Source organism: Burkholderia sp. 4NA327C6 (assembly GCF_005502655.1).
GTDB lineage: Bacteria > Pseudomonadota > Gammaproteobacteria > Burkholderiales > Burkholderiaceae > Burkholderia > Burkholderia contaminans.
In genome coordinates this window covers 31,554-49,042 of the sequence record NZ_SCNZ01000026.1, presented here as the reverse complement: position 1 = coordinate 49,042, position 17,489 = coordinate 31,554, and the positions used below count along the sequence as shown (strand labels likewise).

Sequence of the window (17,489 nt, the reverse complement as noted above, 5' to 3'; positions counted from 1 at the left end):
GGCATGGGGCGCGGCATCCGTGTTGCGTGCCCCGAAATTGACATATGCCGGCATATGTCCAGAATGGGCGCATCATACTCCCATGGAGTGGCTCATGCGCACCGTTTCCATTTTCAAGAATGCTCGTAACCAGGCAATCCGCATCCCGAAGGACATGGAGTTCGAGGGGGTGACCGAACTCGAGATTCGCCGCGAGGGCGACACGCTGCTGCTGCGGCCGGTGCGGCCCACATGGCTCTCGTTCGCGAGCGAACCGCCGGCCGACGCCGACTTCCTCGCCGAACGCCCGGCCGTCATCGAGCCCGGCCGCTTCGACCTGTCCGACGGTGGCGGCGCCGCACCGACGGAGTCCGGCCAGTGACCACACTCTACATGCTCGATACGAGCATCTGTTCGTTCATCATGCGCGAGCGGCCGCCCGTGGTGCTGTCCCGGTTGCAATCGTGCGTCAATGCGCAGCACCGGATCGTCGTCTCGGCAATTACCTATGCCGAAATGCGATTCGGCGCGGCCGGCTAGAAGGCATCGCCGAAGCATGCGGAACTCGTGACGGCCTTTGTGTCGCGGCTGGATGGCGTGCTGTCGTGGGACACGGCGGCCGTCGATGCAACGGCCGCGATCCGTGCCGATCTCGCCGCGCGCGGCACGCCGATCGGCGCGAACGACGCATCGATCGCCGGCCAGGCGATCGCGGCCGGTGCGGTGCTCGTCACGCACAACAGCCGCGAGTTCGGTCGTGTGGCCGGGTTGTCGCTCGAAGACTGGGCGGCCTGAGCGCCGTTCGGGATCTGTTCGGTCGCTCGGCTGTTGCGCATCGGCGCGTCAAGCGCGTGACGCGGGTTCGTCTGCGAGAAAGGCGTTGCGGAATGCGTCGAGATACCGGTCGGCGTCATCGCTGAATTCACCGGGCAACAGCGCAAATGCACGTGCCAACAGATCCTGGCCGAGCACGGCACAAGTTGCTTCGTCCGACAACAGCGCACGGATCGCGTCACGCGTTTGCGGCGAAGCGATGCGTTTCGCCTGTCGCGCGAGCAGCGCGGCAGCGGCGAATCCCGGCCGGCGTGCGTCGACCTCAAGCGGGCGGTTGGGCGAGGTATCGGCCATGGATGCGATCGGCGATGGCGAGATTGCGGCTGTCGCCGGACGAGACGAGATCCGCGTAGATCAGCAGCGGCGGCACGACCGGGACTTCCTGCTCGCGCCAGTCGAGTGCGGCAGACGGCGGCCAGAACGCTTCGACGAGTTCGACCTCGCCGCGCTCGTCCGGACGCAGGCGGCCCTGGAGCAGCAGCCGATTCGACGCGGTACCGTGCGTATAGACGGTGATCGCCGCCGGCTTCAGGTCGTGCGTCAACAGGTCGGCCGCCGGCTCGCCGCCGAGCCGCGCATCGAATGCCGCGAAATCGAAGCTGCGCCACCAGTCGGGCGCGAGGCTGGCAAACCGGCGGCTCGGCAGTTTCGCGCGCAAGCGGCTCGGATAGAGCGCGACCCATTCCTGTACGAGGCGCGGCCAGTCGGGCATCAGGCGCTCGCCGTTGCGGCGTTGCCCGACGAGGCCACGCGCGATCAGGTCGTCCATCGCAAGATTGACCGTGCCGAGCGCGACGTCCGACGCGGCGGCGATCGCCCGATACGGTTGCGCGACCAGGCCCGGCTGCGTCGCGAGTGCGAACATCACGGCCAGCCCCTTCGGCGTCGTCGCGCGCGACGCCTGTCGGCGTGGCGTGCGTGCGGGCTTCGGCCGGCCCGCGATCATCACGGTCGCCTCCGGTTCGATCAGGCATGCGTTGCCGGCGGTATCGAGAAACGGGATGCCCTGGTCGGTCAGGCCGGCGGCCAGTTCCGCCGAAAGATACGGGGCGACCAGCATCAGCGACCGTTCACCGGGCGCTGCGGTGTCGCCGCGGCGGCGCAATTCCGCGAGCGCGCACGCCAGCGATTCGACGCGCAGGCTCACGGCGACCGGCATCTCGAATGCCTGCCCGGCAACGTCGAAGCGGATCATGGCGTCGGCGCGCGCCTTCCAGGCGGCCGACACACGCACGGGCCGGGCACGAAAGCGCCGGGTCGCGCTTTCGAACGCGGCGCAGGCTTCGTCGAGCACGTGCTGTTCCGACACGGAGAGGGAGGTGTTCACGGGCATCAAAGGGAGTCGCTTGTTCACTTTTTTATCAGCGTACACAAAAAATGTACAAGCGTCAAAAAGTGAACAATCATTCGCAAGATATTGATGCGTATTAACTATTTGATGATTCTGAACGATAGTCACCGCGGCCCTCACACGCAAGAAATCGATGGATGGCACACAGTGTTGCGCGTTCGGCTCCTGGGCGGCAGTCGTCCGGATGACCAGCTTGCGCGCCTCGCGCATCGTTCTCAGTATGGCAACTGCCGGTTGCTACCGTGACGACTTTCCATCTGCCCGGTTGCCGTCGAACCCACTATCCTTGCCTGCACATTCCCCCCAGGACAGGAGACGACACCGTGACGCACAGCGTGATTCCCGCAGGCCTCGCCGACGAAATGATCGAGATCCGGCACCGCATCCATGCCCACCCCGAGCTCGGCTTCGAGGAATTCGCGACGAGCGACCTCGTCGCGGAGCAATTGCAGTCGTGGGGCTACACGGTGCACCGCGGGCTCGGCGGCACGGGCGTCGTCGCGCAGTTGAAGGTCGGCGAAGGCACGCAGCGACTCGGCCTGCGCGCCGACATGGACGCGCTGCCGATCCACGAGGCCACGGGCCTGCCGTACGAGAGCAGGATCGCCGGCAAGATGCACGCGTGCGGCCACGACGGCCACACGGCGATGCTGCTCGCGGCCGCGAAGCATCTTGCGCGCGAGCGCCGCTTCTCGGGCACGCTGAACCTGATTTTCCAGCCGGCCGAGGAAGGGCTCGGCGGCGCGAAGAAGATGCTCGACGAAGGGCTGTTCGAGCTGTTCCCGTGCGACGCGATCTTCGCGATGCACAACATGCCCGGCTTCCCGACGGGCAAGTTCGGCTTCCTGCCGGGGTCGTTCATGGCGTCGTCGGATACGGTGATCGTCGACGTGCAGGGCCGGGGCGGCCACGGCGCGGTGCCGCACAAGGCGGTCGATTCGGTGGTGGTCTGCGCGCAGATCGTCATCGCGCTGCAGACGATCGTGTCGCGCAACGTGTCGCCGCTCGACATGGCGATCGTCACGGTCGGCGCGATCCACGCGGGCGAGGCGCCGAACGTGATTCCCGATCGCGCGCAGATGCGCCTGTCGGTGCGCGCGCTGAAGCCGGAGGTGCGCGACCTGCTCGAGACGCGCATCAAGGAAGTCGTGCATGCGCAGGCGGCCGTGTTCGGCGCGACCGCGACGATCGACTACCAGCGCCGCTACCCGGTGCTCGTCAACGATGCGGAAATGACCGCGTTCGCGCGCAACGTCGCCCGCGAATGGGTGGGCGACGCGAACCTGATCGACGGGATGGTGCCGCTCACCGGCAGCGAGGATTTCGCGTTCCTGCTCGAAAAGCGGCCGGGCTGCTACCTGATCATCGGTAACGGCGACGGGGAGGGCGGCTGCATGGTGCACAACCCCGGCTACGACTTCAACGACGCGGCGCTGCCGACCGGCGCGTCGTACTGGGTGAAGCTGGCGGAGACGTTTCTGGTTTGACGTCGGAGACGATCTGATCGGAACAATGGAAGCGCTGGCGCGCGGTGAAAAGGCCGGCCGAACTTGCATTGTTCGCGATGGATATTTCCGGTACGCAGTGGGCTCCCACGGCGTGTTCTATCGCGAAACGGAATACACGATCGATGTGATTCGGGTCCTGCACCAACGAATCGACATCGAACAACATCTGTAGTCGCACAAAGCGGGCGGGTGATCGTCGCGAAGGCGCCCGCATTCCCCGTACGGCTTGAGCCACCCCAAGGCTAGAACACTTCCCCGCTGAACATCGCCACGACCACATTCGGATTCGACGGCCAGTACATGTGCATGTACGTGGCGACGATCGCATCGCGTCGATAGACGGCTTCGCCGCTGCCCGATGCGCCGTCGGGACGCACGGCTCTGGCGACCGGTTCGAGCGGCGTCGCGAGCCGCGAGTAGTGGAAAGTATGGCCGCGCATTGGACCGGTACGTGTATCGAGCTGCTGCATCCCCAGCGCCGCGAACCGGCGCTGCATCGTCGCGTGACCCGGCAACAGCCCGAGCATCGGCGTCGTCACGCCGTCCACGTCGGTCAGCGATTCGCACAGATACACCATCCCCCCGCATTCCGCGACGATCGGCCGGCCGGCCGAGGCGTGCGCGCGAATCGTTCGCGCGGTCGCGGCATTCGCCGCGAGTGTCGCCGCATGCAGTTCCGGATAGCCGCCCGGCAGGAACAGTGCGTCGCAATCGTCCGGCAAGGGTTCGTCGGCGAGCGGCGAGAAGAACCGCAATTGCGCACCGAGCGCGTCGAGCAACGCAAGATTCGCCGGATAGATGAACGAAAAAGCCCCGTCGCGCGCCACCGCGATCCGCTTGCCGGCGAGCGCACGCGGCAGCGGCGCCGTTGCATCCGGTTCCGCGAACGCAACGGCCGGCGGCAACTCGGCAAGCGCCGTCTGTGCGAGCACGTCGGCCGCGCGATCGAGCCGCGCATCGAGATCGTCGATGTCGTTCGGCTGGTGCAGGCCGAGATGCCGCTCCGGCAGCGCGATGCCCGCATCGGCCGGCACGTGCCCGAGCCAGCGCAAATCGTCGGGCATCGCCTGTTGCAGCAGTTCCGCGTGTCGGGCCGACCCGACGCGATTCGCCAGCACGCCGTGAAACGGCAGTCCCGGCCGGAACCGCGCGAGCCCGAACGCGATCGCGGCGAACGTCTGCGCCATCGACTTCGCGGAAATCACCGCGACGACCGGCACGCCGAACGCGGCCGCGAGGTCGGCGCTGCTCGGCGTGCCGTCGAACAGTCCCATCACGCCTTCGATCAGGATCAGGTCCGCATCGCGCGCGGCATCGGCCAGCAGCGCACGGCAGCCGGCCTCGCCGACCATCCCGAGATCGAGCGCATGCACGGGCGCGCCGCTCGCGCATTCGAGCAGCATCGGATCGAGAAAATCGGGCCCGGTCTTGAACACGCGCACGCGCCGGCCGAGCCGGCGGTGCAGCCGTGCCAGGCCAGCCGTCACCGACGTCTTGCCCTGACCCGACGCGGGCGCACTGACGAACAGCGCAGGGCAGGCGGGCATGCTCAGAACTCCACGCCGCGCTGCGCCTTCACGCCTTGCTCCTTGTACGGATGCTTGACGAGCCGCATTTCGGTGACGAGGTCGGCCGCGTCGATCAGCGCATCGGGCGCATGCCGCCCGGTCACGACGACGTGCACCGAATCGGGACGCGCGGCGAGCGTCGCGAGCACTTCGTCGAGCGGCAGGTATTCGTACTTCAGCACGGTGTTCAGCTCGTCGAGGATCACCATCCGGTAATCGCCGCTCTCGATCATCCGGCGCGCCTCGTCCCAGCCCTTGCGCGCGGTCGCGATGTCGGCGTCGCGGTCCTGCGTGTTCCACGTATAGCCGTCGCCCATCGTCACGAAATCGCATTCGGCCACCGCGCCGAGGAAGTCGCGCTCGGACGTGTGCAGCGCACCCTTGATGAACTGCACGACACCGAGCCGCATGCCGTGGCCGAGCACGCGCACGGCCATGCCGAAGGCGGCCGTGCTCTTGCCCTTGCCGTTGCCGGTGTTGACGATCAGCAGGCCCTTTTCGTTGACGGCGGCGGCCTGCTTCTTCTCGTGGCCCGCACGGCGGCGTTCGGTCATCCGTTGATGGGATTCGGCGTCGGTTTTCATCGGATTCGTCCTGTCAAAAGAAAGCGAAACAAAGAGTTCAGAGCGGGCCGGCGAGTGCGACCGTCACGCCGTCCCGGATGGATTTGGGGCCCAGCAGCCGGCCGTACGGCGCCGCGAGCTGTGCGCAAGGCTCGGCCACGCCCGCGACGCCGAAGCGGGCAAGCGCGGCATCCGACGGGCCGCTCGCGGCCAGCTCCGGGCGGCTCGCGAGTTGCGCCGCATCGAACGCGACGAGCGGCCAGCCGCGTCGCGCGCACAGCGTGCGCAGCGCACGGGCGCGCGCCTTGTCGGCGAGCGTGGCCACGAGCGCCGGTTCGGCGGCCGGGTACGGCATCAGCGCCGCGCGGATCGCGGCATCGAGTTGCGCGGCCGTCACGCCGGCACGGAAACCGATGCCGAGTGCGACACGCATCATGCGCCGCCGCCGAGCGCGGCACGTACCGCGGGATCGTCGGCGAACGCCGCGACGCGGCCGATCACGACGATCGCGGGCGAACCGATGCCGGTGGCGTCGATACGTTCGACGAGCGTGTCGAGCGTGGCGAGCACGTGCCGTTGTTCGACGCGCGTCGCGTTCTCGATCGCCGCGCACGGCGTCTCGCCGGGCAGGCCGCCATCGCGCAGCGCGGTTGCGATCGCGTCGAGCCGGCGGATGCCCATGTAGATGACGATCGTCATGCGCGTGGCCGCGAGTGCGCGCCAGTCGGGTTCGTCGGCGCCCGCGCCGTGGCCCGTGACGAAGATCACGCCCTGCGCATCGCCGCGCTGCGTGACCGGGATGCCGATGGCAGCCGGCGCGGCGATGCCCGCGGTAACGCCGTTCACGACCTCGACCGGGAATCCCGCCGCGCCGATCGCGGCCAGCTCCTCGCCGCCGCGGCCGAACACGAACGGATCGCCGCCCTTGAGCCGCGCGACGCTGCGGCCCGCGCGCAGATGCGCGAGCATCGCGGCGACGATCGTCTCCTGCGGCGTCGATGCATGGCCGCCGCGCTTGCCGACGTGCTCGACGTGCGCATCGGCGCGCGCATGGCGCAGCACGTCGGGATTCACGAGATCGTCGACGAGCAGCACGTCCGCCGCGCCGATCGCGTGGGCGGCCTTGAGCGTCAGCAGGTCGGCGTCGCCCGGGCCGGCGCCGATGAGCCAGGCGCGGCTCATCGGGCACGGCACGGCGCGCACCGTGTCGTAACGGGGGAAAGGGGCAGGCGGGCGGTCCGGCGGCGGCCGGCGGACAGGTGAACCATGACGAATCGAACGAAGCTCGCGCGGACGCGGGCGGAATGCGCACCTCATCCGTCCCCCGCGGATCGGGCGTTCGGCGAGCGTCGCGCTCGCCCCTTGCGTCGGCCGGTATCCGGGCTGGCCGCTTGCCGGGCCGCAGCCTTCCCGCCCGGCTGAAGGGCAGTGGCATCGAGGGCGGCCTGGGCGCGTGCGCGGGGAAGCGCGTCGCGCGGGCGGCGTACCGTTGCGGGGACAGCACAGGCCGGGCGGTGGTCCGCCTCCTGTTTCCCGTTTAACTGCACGCGCGGAATGCGCATGCGAGCACCGAACGCGGCGCTACGATAGCACAGCGCACATTGGGCACGGCGCCGACGAACCGGGCCCGTATCCGTTCGGTACTCGATCCGGCGGCGCCGCGTTGTCCGGCCGTAATATTGGTGTGCGATCCTCTGGCCAACGTCACGACCAAGGCGCGGGCTTCGGGCCCCCGGTCGCACGAGGCTGACGAAATCCATACCAAAATCGGCTCGCTCTGCCGGACCTGCAGGGCGATGACCACTACATCGCAAAGCGCTGCACCTATGCCGAACGTACGCAGGTGGACAACCTCCCATGGGGCCGGCCATGCACTCGCTATCTGCGTGCTGGTCGTTTCGGCAGGACTGGCGTTGGCAGTGTGGCCACAGGTCACGAAGATCGTGCTGGCGCGATCGGTTGCCGCGCTGGGGATGCAAGTCGTCCAGCAGATCGACGTTGTATTCGACTCGGCGGCCAGGACGCTTGCCGACGTCGATGCCTCGCCGTACGCCGCCTGCTCGCCCCAGGATCGGCGCCTGTTGCGATCGGCTTCCGTGCAGTCGAAGTACATCAAGGACGTCGGACGCCTGTCGGGCCCCGATCTGCTCTGCACGACGATGCTGGGCGTGCTGCCCAGGCCCTTTGCGCCGAAGCGGCAGCCATTCCGGCTGACCGACGCGATGTCGGCCTTCTGGACTGTGCCGTTGTTGTCGAGCCCCGACACGCTGGGGCTGGTGGTCGCCGGGGGGAGGGCGAACCTGCTGATGGATCTGGACGCCTTCAGGGTGCCGCCGCCGCCGGGCCTGCACTACGTGATCGAACTCAAGGACCACCCGGCCGCGCTCGTCATCGGACTCGACAAGCGCGGCGTCCCGGCGTACGTCGATGCCGGCCAGGTGCCGGGGTTTCGGGACGGCAAACCATTCTGCTCGGCGCGGGTGCCGCTGTGCACCGTCGTCGTCGTGACGCCGCAGGCGCTCGCGAACGCGAGTCGGCGCGCCGGCTGGCTGCTGGGGATCGCCGCCGGCGCGGCGGGCTGCTGTCTGGGGCTCGGCGCGCGGGTGCTGCACCGGCGCTGGGCCGCGCTCCCGGCGCAGATACGTCGAGCGCTGGCAAACGGGCAATTCGTCCTGCGCTATCAGCCGATCGTTGCGCTGGGCGCGTCATCGCGAATCGTCTCCGCCGAAGCGCTGATCCGCTGGACCGGCGGGCCAGCCGCCCCGACGTGTTCATTGCCGAGGCCGAACGCGCGGGCATGATCGTCGACGTCACGGCGTTCGTCGTGCGCACGGTCCTGCGGGAGATGCGCGTGCTGTTCGACAGCAGGCCGGACTTTTGCGTCACCATCAACGCCAGCGCGCCCGAATTGCGGGACGGCAGCCTGATGGCGACGCTGAACGGCTGCTGGCCGGCCGGATTGCCGCGCCGGCATGTCGGCGTCGAACTGACCGAACGGTCGACCGTGGAACTGCCGGAAATCGTGCCGGCACTGCGGCAATTGCGCGAGCTCGGGCATCCCGTCTACATCGACGATTTTGGCACCGGCTACTCCAGCCTGAGCCTGCTGCAGCATCTTCCGATCGACTACATCAAGGTCGACCGTTCGCTGCTGCCGGTCGCGCCGCAGCATGACGGCACTTCGTTCATTCCGGAGATCCTGGCGATCGCCCGCCGGCTCGGGGCCGGCCTGGTCTTCGAGGGCGTCGAGACCCGTGAGCAGGCGGACATGCTCGACATCCCCGGGCAGTCGATCCGTGCACAGGGCTGGTATTTCGGGCGTCCCGATACCGTCGAAGCGCTGCGCCACGCGATCGCGGCGCAGTCGCCGGAAACCGGCTGAGCCGCTGGACCGAAAAGCCGGCCGCGACGCGCGCTCGCACGGGCTCGCGGGCCGTCGTCTTGACGCTCTCGGCCCACCCGCCTACACTCGCACGCGTTTTGGTGCTCGCGCGTGCCGCTCCGGCGCGCGCAGTTAAACGGGAAACAGGGAGCCTGCCTGCACCGCAGTCGAGCCAACCTGTGCTGCCCCCGCAACGGTAAGCGAACGCGTCGTGCCTGCCACGACGCAGCGCCGCTTCGCCGCATGCCTGCCGCATGCGGACGACCGCCACTGGATGCCGCGCATCCGGGAAGGCGAAGCGGCGTGTTCGTCAGCCCGGATACCGGCCAGGACGTTGGATCCAGCGCCGCGGGGAGGCGGCGCATCGTCCACGGCCGCAGTACGCCCAGACGTCCGAGTGTTTCCCGCTTCCTCCGCCGAACCGTCCGCTGCATGCGCGCGCCGGCGTGGCGTGCGGCGGGCGGCACGGGCAGGGCACGCGGCAGCCGTGTTGGCATTCACCCTGTCGACCGTTCGCAAGGGAGCATCATGCTCGACTCGTTCCTCCGCCTGTTCAACGACAGCCCGTCCGGGCTGCGCGGAAAAATCGCCGCGATCTACTCGCTGCTCGTCGCGTTTAACGTCGCCGCGTGGATCTGGGCGTTCGTCGCGTTCCGCGACCAGCCCGTGCTGCTGGGCACCGCGCTGCTCGCGTACGTGTTCGGGCTGCGCCACGCGGTCGATGCCGACCATATCGCCGCGATCGACAACGTCACGCGCAAGCTGATGCAGGGAGGCCGCAGCCCGCTCGGCGCGGGCCTGTTCTTCTCGCTCGGCCACTCGACCGTGGTGATCGTGATGTCGGCGGCGGTCGCGCTGACCGCGGCGTCGCTCGCGCGCTTCGAGAGCGTGAAGACCTGGGGCGGCGTGATCAGCACGAGCGTGTCGGCATTCTTCCTGCTGGTGCTCGCGGCCGCGAACCTGCTGATCCTGATCTCCGTGTACCGCACGTTTCGCGCGGCCCGCCGCGGCGAGGCGATCGTCGATGCCGATCTCGACATGCTGATGAACCAGCGCGGCGTGCTCGCGCGCCTGTTCCGGCCGCTGTTCCGCCTCGTGTCGCGCAGCTGGCACCTGTATCCGGTCGGCTTCCTGTTCGGCCTCGGCTTCGATACCGCGACCGAGATCGCGCTGTTCGGCATTTCCGCGACGCAGGTGCAGGGCGGCATGTCGTTCTGGTCGGTGATGGTGCTGCCGGCGCTGTTCACCGCGGGCATGACGCTCGTCGACACGACCGACGGGATCCTGATGATGGGCGCGTACCGCTGGGCGTACGTGCGGCCGATCCGCAAGATCTACTACAACATGACGATCACGTTCGTGTCGGTGCTGGTCGCCGCGCTGATCGGCGGCATCGAGGTGCTCGCGCTGCTCGCCGAAAAACTCTCGCTGCAGGGCCCCGTCTGGGCATTCTCGACGCTGGTCGCCTCGCATTTCGGGATGCTCGGCTACGTCGTGATCGGCCTGTTCCTCGCGTGCTGGATCGTATCGGCCGCGATCTACCGCCTCAAACGATACGACGAGATCGACGTGACGCTCTCGGCCTGACTCCCTCATTCGACACAGGACCTACCATGACCCTACGCAAGCTTCCCGTCACGATCGTCACGGGCTTTCTCGGCAGCGGCAAGACCACGCTGATGCGCCACATCCTGCAGCACGCCGAAGGCCGCCGCATCGCGGTGATCGTCAACGAATTCGGCGAGCTCGGCATCGACGGCGAAATCCTCAAGGGCTGCGGCATCGGCTGCGAGGATGCCGACGGCGCGCAGGGCGAAGCGGCGGGCCAGCTCTACGAGCTCGCGAACGGCTGCCTGTGCTGCACCGTGCAGGAAGAGTTCTATCCGGTGATGGAAGCGCTCGTCGAGCGCCGCGCGGACATCGACCACGTGCTGATCGAGACGTCCGGCCTCGCGCTGCCGAAGCCGCTCGTGCAGGCGTTCAACTGGCCGACGATCCGCAACAGCTTCACGGTCGACGCGGTCGTGACCGTGGTCGACGGGCCGGCCGCCGCCAGCGGCCAGTTCGCGGAAAACCCGCAGGCCGTCGACGCGCAGCGCCGCGCCGATCCGAACCTCGACCACGAATCGCCGCTGCACGAGCTGTTCGCCGATCAGCTGTCGTCCGCCGATCTCGTGATCGTGAACAAGGCCGATCTCGTCGGCGACGCGGAATTCGCGCAGATCGAAACCGCGATCCGCGACGAGATCCCGCCGCAGGTGAAGATCGTGCGCGCGACGCGCGGCGAGCTCGACCTCGCGATGCTGCTCGGCCTCGAATCGGCATCGGAAGAAACGATCCACCTGCGTCACGACCATCACGGCTCGGCCGACGACGGCGATCACGATCACCATCACGACGATTTCGACTCGGTGGTCGTGTCGGGCGATGCGGGTACGCGCGAAGCGACGATCGCCGCGTTGCAGCGCGTCGTCGAGGCGCACACGATCTACCGCGCGAAAGGCTTCGCCGCGCTGCCCGGCGCGCCGATGCGGCTCGTGATCCAGGGCGTCGGCCGCCGCTTCGACAGCTATTTCGACCGTCGCTGGCAGGACGGCGAAACGCGTGCGAGCCGCTTCGTGCTGATCGGCGAGGATCTCGACGCGGCCGCGCTGCAACGCGCGTTCGACGCCGCATGCGCGGCCGAGCCGCAACAGGCGTAACGCACGATGCATCTGCTGCGCACCACGCCGGGCGGCTTCGTCGACGATACGCAGGGCGTCGTCCGGATCGACCAGCAACCGGCCGACATCGTGATCCTCAGTTCGGCCGACACGACGCTGTCGCTCCTCGCGAGCGTCGTGCCGCGCCTGCCGGCCGGGTTCCCGAGCGTGCGGCTCGCGAACGTCACGTTCCTGCGGCAGCCGGCGTCGGTCGATTTCTACGTCGACGACGTGCTGCAGCATGCGAAGTCGGTCGTGATCGATCATCTCGGCGGCGAGGCGTACTGGCCGTACGGGATCGAGCAGGCCGTGTCGCTCGCGTCGAAGCGCGGGCAGCAGCTCGCGATGTTCTCGGGCGACCTGCAGGAAGACCCGAACCTCGTCGCGAAAAGCACCGTCGCGCCCGACCTGTGCCGGCTGTGGTGGCGCTACCTGCGTGAGGGTGGCGTGCACAACGCCGAGGCGCTGTTGCGCAGCATTGCCTTCCACACGCTCGGCTTCGGCGACGAACCCGAGCCGCCGCGCCCGCTGCCGGCCGCCGCGCTGTATCACCCGGCGCGCGACCGCGCGAGCGTCGACGACTGGCGGCCGCGCTGGACACCCGGCGCGCCCGTCGTCGCGATCCTGTTCTATCGCGCGCACTGGCAGGCGGCAAACACGGCCGTGTTCGATGCACTGGCCGACGCGCTCGTCGACGAAGGGCTGAATCCGCTGCCGATCGCGGTCACGTCGTTGAAGGACGCGGTCAGCCGCGAAGTCATCACGCAGCTCTGCGACACGCACGGCGTCGCGCTCGTGCTGAACACGACCGCATTCGCGGCGGGCTCAATCGACAGCCCCGAGCACGACGTGCTCGCCGGCGACGCGCCGGTATTGCAGGTGATCCTGTCCGGCGGCAATCGCGACGCGTGGATGGCCGACAACCAGGGCCTGCATGCGCGCGACATCGCGATGCACATCGCGCTGCCCGAGGTCGACGGACGCATCGTCACGCGCGCGGTGAGCTTCAAGGGGCTCGCGTACCGCTGCCCGCACACCGAGGTCGACGTCGTGCGCTACCAGCCGGATGCCGAGCGGATCGCGTTCGTCGCGGCGCTTGCGCGCGGCTGGTGCCGGCTGCGCACGCTCGACCACGCCGACAAGCGCGTCGCGCTGATTCTCGCGAACTATCCGCAAAGCGAAGGGCGCATCGGCAACGGCGTTGGGCTCGACACGCCGGCGTCCGCGCTGCGCGTGCTCGCGGCGCTGCGCGACGCGGGCTACACGGTGGCCGACCTGCCGCCCGACGGCGACGCGCTGATCGCGCGGCTCACCGAAGGCGTGACCAACGACGCGGCCGTGCATGCGTTGCGCCCCGCATTCCAGAGCTTCCCGCTGGCCGACTACGTCGCGCGTTTCGCGCGGCTGCCGGCGGCCGTGCGCGATGCGCTGAACGAACGCTGGGGTCCGCCCGACGCCGACCCGACGCTGCGGCAAGGGCGCTTCACGATCGCCGGCTGGCGCGCGGGCAACGTGTTCGTCGGCATCCAGCCGTCGCGCTCGCGCGGCGAGAACGACTACGCGAGCTATCACGACGCGGATCTCGTGCCGCCGCATGCGTATCTCGCGTTCTATTTCTGGCTGCGCGATGCGTATCGCATCGACGCGGTCATCCACCTCGGCAAGCACGGCAACCTCGAATGGCTGCCGGGCAAGAGCGTCGCGCTGTCCGACGCGTGCTGGCCCGACCTGACGCTCGGGCCGCTGCCGCACCTGTATCCGTTCATCGTCAACGATCCGGGCGAGGGCAGCCAGGCGAAGCGCCGCGCGCAGGCCGTGATCGTCGATCACCTGATGCCGCCGCTCACCCGCGCGGAAAACTACGGTCCGTTGCAGGATCTCGAACGGCAGGTCGACGAATACTACGAAGCGCTGATGGTCGATGCGCGGCGCGCGAAGCTGCTGCGCAAGACGATCCTCGCGACGATCGCCGAGCATCGGCTGCACGACGAACTGAGCGTGTCGCCGCCGCGCGACGCGGGCGACGAGGATGCGCTGCTCACGCGCGTCGACGCGTGGCTGTGCGAACTGAAGGAGGCGCAGATCCGCGACGGGCTGCACGTGTTCGGCGAATCGCCGGCCGAGCGCCAGCGTCGCGACACGCTGCTCGCGCTCGCGCGTTTTCCGGTCGGCGACGGCAAGGGGGCGCGCGCCGGGCTGATCGGCGCGCTCGCACGCGATCTCGCGCTCGGCGACGACTTCGATCCGCTCGCGGCCGACTGGGCCGCGCCGTGGGTTGGCCCGCGCCCGGCGGTCCTGCAGGCGCTCGACGCATCGCCGTGGCGCCATGCGGGCGATACGCGCGAGCGGCTCGAACGGCTCGCGCAGCAATGGCTCGACGGGCTGTGCGCAGCCGACGGCCGCGACACGTGCACCGGCACGCCGCCGCCCGGCGACTGGCCGCATACGCTCGCCGTCATCGAACGCGTCCGCGCGACGCTGTTGCCCGCGCTCGACGCGTGCGGCGGCGAGGAAATGCGCCAGCTGCTGCGCGGGCTCGACGGCCGCTTCGTGCCGCCGGGGCCGAGCGGCTCGCCGTCGCGCGGCCGCCCCGACGTACTGCCGACCGGCCGCAATTTCTACTCGGTCGACACGCGTGCGGTGCCGACGCAGGCCGCGTGGTCGCTCGGCCTGAAATCCGCGCAGCAGCTGATCGAGCGCCATCTGCAGGATCACGGCGACTATCCGCGCGCGATCGGGCTGTCGGTCTGGGGCACGGCCACGATGCGCACCGGCGGCGACGACATCGCGCAGGCGTTCGCGCTGCTCGGCGTGCGGCCGAAATGGGCGCACGGCAGCCACCGCGTGACCGACTTCGAGATCCTGCCGATCGAGATCTTCGACCGGCCGCGCATCGACGTGACGCTGCGCGTGTCGGGCTTCTTCCGCGACGCGTTCCCGAACCTGATGCACCTGTTCGACGCGGCCGTGCAGGCGGTGGCCGCGCTCGACGAGCCCGAGGAGCTGAACCCGATCCGCGCGCGCATCGAGCGCGAACGCGAGAAATGGGTGGCGCAGGGCGTGGCGCCGGACGAAGCGCGGCGCCGCGCCGGCTGGCGCGTGTTCGGCGCGCGGCCGGGCAGCTACGGCGCGGGCCTGCAGGACCTGATCGACCAGCGCCGCTGGCAGACCGACGCCGATCTCGCCGATGCCTACCGCCAGTGGGGCGGCCATGCGTACGCGCAGAACAGCGCGGGCGACGCCGCGGCCGACGTGTTCGGCGAGCGGCTCGCGACGATCGACGTCGTCGTGCAGAACCAGGACAGCCGCGAGCACGACATCCTCGATTCGAACGACTACTACCAGTTCCAGGGCGGGATGACCGCGGCCGTGCGGCACCTGTCCGGGCAGCAGCCGAGCATCTACCACGGCGACCACGCGAACCCGGCCGCGCCGAAGATGCGCACGCTGCGCGAGGAAATCGCGCGCGTGATCCGCTCGCGCGTCGTCAACCCGAAATGGCTCGACGGCGTGAAGCGCCATGGTTACAAGGGCGCGGCCGAGCTGGCCGCGACGGTCGACTACCTGTACGGCTATGACGCGACCGCGCGCGTGCTGTCCGACCACCAGTACGCGCTCGTCGCCGACGCGTACCTGTTCGACGACGCCACCCGCGCGTTCCTCGAGCGCCACAATCCGAAGGCGCTGCACGGCATCTGCGAACGTTTCGTCGAGGCGATGCAGCGCGGCCTGTGGCAGCGGCCGGGCGACTATCGCGAACGGATCGAAGCGGTCTGGCTCGCGAGCGAACAACTTCAGGAAGGGGGACGGCGATGACCGATCCGACGACGCACCGCGCCCGCGCGGTCTTTCCGTTTGCGGCGCTGGTCGCGCAGGACGCGTTGCAGCAGGCGCTGCTGCTCGCCGCGATCGACCCGTCGCTCGGCGGCGTGCTCGTGAGCGGGCCGCGCGGCACCGCGAAATCGACCGCGGCGCGCGGCCTCGCGGAGCTGTTGCCCGAAGGGCAGTTCGTCACGCTGCCGCTGTCGGCGAGCGACGAGCAGGTGACGGGGACGCTCGATCTCGCGCATGCACTCGCCGAAAACAGCGTGCGCTTCCGGCCGGGCCTGCTCGCGCGAGCGCATCTCGGCGTGCTGTATGTCGACGAAGTGAACCTGCTCGCCGACGGGCTCGTCGATACGCTACTCGATGTCGCCGCGAGCGGCGTGAACATCGTCGAACGCGATGGCGTGTCGCACGCGCACGATGCGCGCTTCGTGCTCATCGGCACGATGAATCCGGAGGAGGGCGAACTGCGTCCGCAACTGCTCGACCGCTTCGGGTTGATGGTCGAGCTGGAGAACTGCTTCGACGCCGCGCAGCGCGAGCGGATCGTGAAGGCGCGGCTCGCGTTCGATCTCGATCCGGATGCGTTCCGCGCACGTCATGCATCCGCCCAGCGCGAACTTGGCGGCCGCATTCATGCGGCGCGCGCCCGGCTGGCGGCGCTCGATTTCGACGATGCGGTCCATGCGCGCGTCAGCGCGCTGTGCATCGCCGCGGCGGTCGACGGGCTGCGTGCCGATCTCGTGATGCTGCGCGCGGCGCGCGCGCTCGCCGCGCTGGAGCAGGCCGACGCGGTGACGGTGTCGCATGTCGAGCGGGTGGCCGACGCGGTGCTGCGGCACCGGCGCCACGCGGGCGCGCCGCCCTCGTCCGGCGCGCCACAGCGCGACGACGAACGCAACGATCGCCCTGCGCCCGATGTGCCTGATGCGCGCGATCGCCCCGACGATTCGTCGGATGTCGCGAAGAACGATGCCACCGCACCGCAGGGCGACTGGGGCTACCTGCCGCCCGAGCCGGCCGGGCTGCGCGACGTGAAAGGCGTGGTGCCGCTGCCGCTAAAAAAACGCTGAGCCATCGAGCCGGCGCCGCCGCGAACCCCGTTCGCGGTCCTCGATGGCAATCAGGCGCAGCCGCGCGCGTGCCGGGCACGGTGCGCGCCGGCACGGCCGTGGCATGGCCCGCGACGCTCGCCGCGAAACGCGGCAGCGCGCTGCATCGCGACCATCTGCGCTTCCGGAAACACGCCGGCACGCCGCACGCACTGCATTGCTTCGTGCTCGACTGTTCGGCGTCGATGCTGTCGCACGCGCGGCTCGCGTTGGCGAAGGGGCTGATCGTCGCGTATTTCGACCAGGCCGCGCGCGACCGTGTCGAAACCGCGCTGATCTGCTTCGGCGGCCATGGCGCCGTGCGGCGCTTCGGCCCGGCCGTGCCGCGCTGGTGGAATGCGCGCTGGCTCGAACCGGTCGAAGGCGGCGGCGGTACGCCGCTCGCGGACGGCATCGCGGCCGCCGCGCAATTGCTCGCGCGCGCGGCGCGGCGTGAGCCGGCCACACAGCGCTGGCTGTGGGTGCTGTCCGACGGACGCACGCGCGAGACGCCCGCGAAACCCGCGGCGGCCGATCACGTCGTGTTCGTCGACTTCGACGATGCGGCCGTGCGGATCGGGCAGGGCGCGCGGCTCGCCGACGCGTGGGGCGCGCAGTGGGTGACGGCCGACGCGCTGTGCACGGGCCGCGCCGGCTGATGGCCGGCCGGCGGTGCGCTATGATCG

The 17,489-nt window shown here is 69.4% G+C and carries 15 protein-coding genes, 2 pseudogenes and 2 riboswitches; of the genes and pseudogenes, 11 read left to right on the top strand and 6 right to left on the bottom strand.

Translation table 11 applies throughout. From position 1 onward, the window contains the following. The first annotated feature begins 94 nt into the window (after window positions 1–94). Entirely contained in the window at window positions 95–361 is a 267-nt protein-coding gene (gene vapB, locus FFS49_RS24600) for a type II toxin-antitoxin system VapB family antitoxin (protein WP_105815832.1), read from the top strand. After that, window positions 358–774: pseudogene (locus FFS49_RS43075) on the top strand (PIN domain-containing protein). The gene vapB and the pseudogene FFS49_RS43075 overlap by 4 nt, the downstream one beginning before the upstream one ends. 48 nt (window positions 775–822) lie before the next feature. Here FFS49_RS43075 and FFS49_RS24590 read toward each other — a convergent pair. Together FFS49_RS24590 and FFS49_RS24585 are read right to left on the bottom strand one after the other, a co-directional pair. After that, a pseudogene (locus FFS49_RS24590) lies at window positions 823–1,062 on the bottom strand (nucleotidyltransferase); the annotation flags it as partial. Between the two features lie 13 nt (window positions 1,063–1,075). Next, window positions 1,076–2,146 (bottom strand): type IV toxin-antitoxin system AbiEi family antitoxin, encoded by a 1,071-nt coding sequence (locus FFS49_RS24585; RefSeq protein WP_105815831.1) that lies wholly within the window; start codon window positions 2,144–2,146, stop codon window positions 1,076–1,078. 341 nt (window positions 2,147–2,487) lie between these two features. Between FFS49_RS24585 and FFS49_RS24580 the strand changes: the two genes are divergently transcribed. Beyond that, the gene (locus FFS49_RS24580) at window positions 2,488–3,651 is read left to right on the top strand and encodes a M20 aminoacylase family protein (protein ID WP_039358627.1); all 1,164 of its coding nucleotides are present in this window, start codon (window positions 2,488–2,490) and stop codon (window positions 3,649–3,651) included. Between the two features lie 25 nt (window positions 3,652–3,676). Next, complete coding sequence (locus tag FFS49_RS24575; protein WP_105815830.1) at window positions 3,677–3,844, top strand: type II toxin-antitoxin system RelE/ParE family toxin; 168 nt, start codon at window positions 3,677–3,679, stop codon at window positions 3,842–3,844. A gap of 70 nt (window positions 3,845–3,914) precedes the next feature. Here FFS49_RS24575 and FFS49_RS24570 read toward each other — a convergent pair whose 3' ends face one another. From FFS49_RS24570 to cobA, 4 genes are read right to left on the bottom strand one after another with little or no spacing between them, the layout of a single operon-like run. Further along, window positions 3,915–5,219, bottom strand: coding sequence for a cobyrinate a,c-diamide synthase (locus FFS49_RS24570; protein WP_105815829.1), 1,305 nt, complete (start codon window positions 5,217–5,219; stop codon window positions 3,915–3,917). A 2-nt stretch (window positions 5,220–5,221) separates the two neighbouring features. Next, a complete protein-coding gene (cobO, locus tag FFS49_RS24565; protein WP_071334446.1) occupies window positions 5,222–5,824 on the bottom strand; it encodes a cob(I)yrinic acid a,c-diamide adenosyltransferase in 603 nt (200 codons plus the stop codon). Between the two features lie 37 nt (window positions 5,825–5,861). Further along, on the bottom strand, window positions 5,862–6,239 hold the full coding sequence (locus FFS49_RS24560) for a cobalamin biosynthesis protein (RefSeq protein ID WP_105815828.1): 378 nt from the start codon (window positions 6,237–6,239) through the stop codon (window positions 5,862–5,864). Then, the gene (gene cobA / locus FFS49_RS24555) at window positions 6,236–6,985 is read right to left on the bottom strand and encodes a uroporphyrinogen-III C-methyltransferase (protein WP_105815827.1); all 750 of its coding nucleotides are present in this window, start codon (window positions 6,983–6,985) and stop codon (window positions 6,236–6,238) included. Before cobA ends, FFS49_RS24560 begins: the two co-directional genes overlap by 4 nt. 169 nt (window positions 6,986–7,154) lie before the next feature. Beyond that, window positions 7,155–7,392: riboswitch (cobalamin riboswitch) on the bottom strand. Between the two features lie 297 nt (window positions 7,393–7,689). Here cobA and FFS49_RS42095 point away from each other — a divergent pair. From FFS49_RS42095 to FFS49_RS24525, 7 genes are all read left to right on the top strand, one after another. Continuing rightward, entirely contained in the window at window positions 7,690–8,604 is a 915-nt protein-coding gene (locus FFS49_RS42095; RefSeq protein WP_171026827.1) for a CSS-motif domain-containing protein, read from the top strand. After that, window positions 8,601–9,185 carry an EAL domain-containing protein gene (locus FFS49_RS42090; protein ID WP_232357078.1) on the top strand — a complete coding sequence of 195 codons (585 nt, stop codon included), beginning with the start codon at window positions 8,601–8,603 and terminating at the stop codon, window positions 9,183–9,185. The genes FFS49_RS42095 and FFS49_RS42090 overlap by 4 nt, the downstream gene beginning before the upstream one ends. Before the next feature lie 82 nt (window positions 9,186–9,267). Beyond that, window positions 9,268–9,531, top strand: a riboswitch (cobalamin riboswitch). Between the two features lie 182 nt (window positions 9,532–9,713). Further along, window positions 9,714–10,772, top strand: coding sequence for a HoxN/HupN/NixA family nickel/cobalt transporter (locus tag FFS49_RS24545; protein ID WP_105815916.1), 1,059 nt, complete (start codon window positions 9,714–9,716; stop codon window positions 10,770–10,772). 26 nt (window positions 10,773–10,798) lie between these two features. Next, window positions 10,799–11,887 (top strand): cobalamin biosynthesis protein CobW, encoded by a 1,089-nt coding sequence (cobW, locus tag FFS49_RS24540; protein ID WP_105815826.1) that lies wholly within the window; start codon window positions 10,799–10,801, stop codon window positions 11,885–11,887. A 6-nt stretch (window positions 11,888–11,893) separates the two neighbouring features. Continuing rightward, window positions 11,894–15,703: a cobaltochelatase subunit CobN gene (gene cobN / locus FFS49_RS24535; protein ID WP_105815825.1), complete on the top strand. Its 3,810-nt coding sequence runs from the start codon at window positions 11,894–11,896 to the stop codon at window positions 15,701–15,703. Beyond that, complete coding sequence (locus tag FFS49_RS24530; RefSeq protein ID WP_105815824.1) at window positions 15,700–16,785, top strand: ATP-binding protein; 1,086 nt, start codon at window positions 15,700–15,702, stop codon at window positions 16,783–16,785. The genes cobN and FFS49_RS24530 overlap by 4 nt, the downstream gene beginning before the upstream one ends. Window positions 16,786–16,853: 68 nt before the next feature. Next, window positions 16,854–17,462: a VWA domain-containing protein gene (locus FFS49_RS24525; protein ID WP_105815823.1), complete on the top strand. Its 609-nt coding sequence runs from the start codon at window positions 16,854–16,856 to the stop codon at window positions 17,460–17,462. Window positions 17,463–17,489: the final 27 nt, after the last annotated feature.

Bases quoted from the DNA above. Each gene is read 5' to 3' on its own strand.
- vapB (WP_105815832.1), top strand. From the start codon at position 95: ATGCGCACCGTTTCCATTTTCAAGAATGCTCGTAACCAGGCAATCCGC.
- FFS49_RS24585 (WP_105815831.1), bottom strand. From the start codon at position 2,146: ATGCCCGTGAACACCTCCCTCTCCGTGTCGGAACAGCACGTGCTCGAC.
- FFS49_RS24575 (WP_105815830.1), top strand. From the start codon at position 3,677: ATGGAAGCGCTGGCGCGCGGTGAAAAGGCCGGCCGAACTTGCATTGTT.
- FFS49_RS24570 (WP_105815829.1), bottom strand. From the start codon at position 5,219: ATGCCCGCCTGCCCTGCGCTGTTCGTCAGTGCGCCCGCGTCGGGTCAG.
- cobO (WP_071334446.1), bottom strand. From the start codon at position 5,824: ATGAAAACCGACGCCGAATCCCATCAACGGATGACCGAACGCCGCCGT.
- FFS49_RS24560 (WP_105815828.1), bottom strand. From the start codon at position 6,239: ATGATGCGTGTCGCACTCGGCATCGGTTTCCGTGCCGGCGTGACGGCC.
- cobA (WP_105815827.1), bottom strand. From the start codon at position 6,985: ATGAGCCGCGCCTGGCTCATCGGCGCCGGCCCGGGCGACGCCGACCTG.
- FFS49_RS42090 (WP_232357078.1), top strand. From the start codon at position 8,601: ATGATCGTCGACGTCACGGCGTTCGTCGTGCGCACGGTCCTGCGGGAG.
- FFS49_RS24545 (WP_105815916.1), top strand. From the start codon at position 9,714: ATGCTCGACTCGTTCCTCCGCCTGTTCAACGACAGCCCGTCCGGGCTG.
- cobW (WP_105815826.1), top strand. From the start codon at position 10,799: ATGACCCTACGCAAGCTTCCCGTCACGATCGTCACGGGCTTTCTCGGC.
- cobN (WP_105815825.1), top strand. From the start codon at position 11,894: ATGCATCTGCTGCGCACCACGCCGGGCGGCTTCGTCGACGATACGCAG.
- FFS49_RS24530 (WP_105815824.1), top strand. From the start codon at position 15,700: ATGACCGATCCGACGACGCACCGCGCCCGCGCGGTCTTTCCGTTTGCG.